Genomic DNA, 2,090 nt, shown 5'->3' with positions numbered 1-2,090 from the left:
TATTGTCACTTCCTTTTCTTTTTGCAGATAGTATAACAGGCAAATGTCCGAGAATTGTTACAAGGACAAATATATTTATTATTTTACAGCTTTTTTCTGTGTACTGCAATTTTATATAAAGAAAGGACAGCAGTGTCAAATTGCTGTCCTTACGGCTTATTATAGCTGGTAGTGTATAAGCGTGGGTTCATCATATTTGGTGTGGTATCTTTAACTATGGGAAACTCCGTTCTCCCATTTATTCACCGCTGGAGTAGTTACTCCTAAGCGGTTTGCCATTTCCTCCTGGGTGAAACCAGACTCTTTTCTATATTTTTTTATCACATTTCCAATATTCATCCTAATTCTCTCCTGATTGAAATTTCAAAAGCTTTTGTGATTAAATCATAGCAGGATTGGAAATTGAACACAATTGAATTGTTGTTAAATAAAATTCATATTTTTTAACTGATGGGAAAGTTGATCGTGATCAGCAGTTGGTTTTTGGGCATATCCTAACAAAAGGAATCATGGAGACTGTGTTTTACGATACTTTGTATGTTTCCCTGGTCACCAATTAATTAATTATGCATACTCTAACAGAAGAAGTCTGTAAAGGAGTATCTGCATGAAAAATAAAAAATGGATTGCACTGGCGGCAGCAGTTGTGCTGGCGGTGACGGCGCTGCCAATGGGAGTATTTGCTGCGAAGAAAGACAGCACAGAAGAGAAGCTTACAAAGGTTACACTGAATGAAGTCGCACATTCAATCTTTTACGCACCGCAGTATGTGGCGATTGAGGAGGGATATTTTGCGGAGAAAGGTCTGGATCTGACGCTGGTGACGGGATTCGGAGCAGATAAAACGATGACTGCTGTGATTTCCGGTGAGGCAGATATTGGATTTATGGGCGCAGAGGCATCTGTTTATGCTTATCAGGAGGGCGCCACGGATCCTGTCGTAAATTTTGCACAGTTAACCCAGCGTGCGGGGAATTTTCTAGTGGCAAGAGAAGAGATGCCTGATTTCAAATGGGAGGATCTAAAAGGAGAGAAGGTTCTTGGCGGTCGTAAGGGCGGAATGCCGGAAATGGTATTTGAATATATACTGAAGAAAAACGGCATTGATCCGCAAAAGGATCTGACCATCGACCAGAGCATTGATTTCGGTTCCACAGCAGCAGCTTTTACCAGTGATGATTCCGCGGCATATACAGTAGAATTTGAACCATCTGCGACCATTCTGGAAAAAGAAGGAGCGGGCTATGTAGTGGCATCGCTCGGAGAGGCATCCGGATATGTACCATATACATCCTACAGTACAAAAGCAAGCTACATGAAAGAAAACCCTGAGATCATCCAGAAATTTACCGATGCACTTCAGAAGGGAATGGACTATGTGCAGAGTCATACGCCGGAGGAAATCGCAGAAGTGATCGCACCGCAGTTCAAAGAAACAGATCTTGAAACCATTACTGCCATTGTAAAACGTTATTATGACCAGGATACCTGGAAAGAAAATCTTATTTTTGAAAAAGACAGCTTTGAGCTTCTGCAGGATATCCTGGAAGATGCAGGTGAGCTGACGGATCGTACAGCGTATGAAAATCTGGTGCAGACAGAGTATGCACAGAAAGCATGTGAAAATTAAAAAATAGTTTAGAAAGTTTAAAAAAACATGGGAAAAACCTGCGGCTTTTATAAAAACCGCAGGTTTTTGTATGTAATAAAGAGGAAATAAGAAAAAAAGAAAAGTTGATTTCGGTGCATATGCGTTTCTGATACCGGCAGCAGTGATCTACCTTTCCGTAATTGTGGTACCGGTATTTTACTCACTGTTTATCCAATGCGTCGTAAAACCCCTTGTTTCCGCTATGGGGATATAAGACGCGTCCATCGAATTTATGCAAGTAATTGAAGATGGACAAAATAGTAATTGTATTAACTAATAAACCATAGTATAATATAAATATGAACACAACATATAAATCAAACAACAATGTCGTCTATTCCTGTAAATACCATGTAGTATGGTGTCCAAAGTATAGACGAAAAGTATTAATTAATGGTGTGGACGTCCGGCTGAAGGAGCTGCTCACAGAGTATGCTGC

General features: G+C 40.2%; 2 protein-coding genes and 1 pseudogene. 2 read left to right on the top strand and 1 reads right to left on the bottom strand.

Features of this window, described 5'->3' with window-relative positions; all coding sequences use genetic code 11:
- Positions 1-219: 219 nt before the first annotated feature.
- Positions 220-339: pseudogene (locus tag EAI83_RS16950) on the bottom strand (helix-turn-helix domain-containing protein); the annotation flags it as partial.
- Between the two features lie 268 nt (positions 340-607).
- Between EAI83_RS16950 and EAI83_RS16945 the strand changes: the two are divergent.
- Positions 608-1,630: an ABC transporter substrate-binding protein gene (locus EAI83_RS16945; protein ID WP_129976298.1), complete on the top strand. Its 1,023-nt coding sequence runs from the start codon at positions 608-610 to the stop codon at positions 1,628-1,630.
- Between the two features lie 320 nt (positions 1,631-1,950).
- On the top strand, positions 1,951-2,090 hold a 140-nt coding region (locus tag EAI83_RS16935; protein ID WP_192925806.1), incomplete at its 3' end, for a transposase.

This window comes from Blautia sp. aa_0143 (assembly GCF_004167315.1).
Taxonomy (GTDB): domain Bacteria; phylum Bacillota; class Clostridia; order Lachnospirales; family Lachnospiraceae; genus Blautia_A; species Blautia_A fusiformis.
The sequence above is the reverse complement of the archived record's forward strand: the minus strand, read 5'-3'. Positions and strand labels throughout refer to the sequence as shown.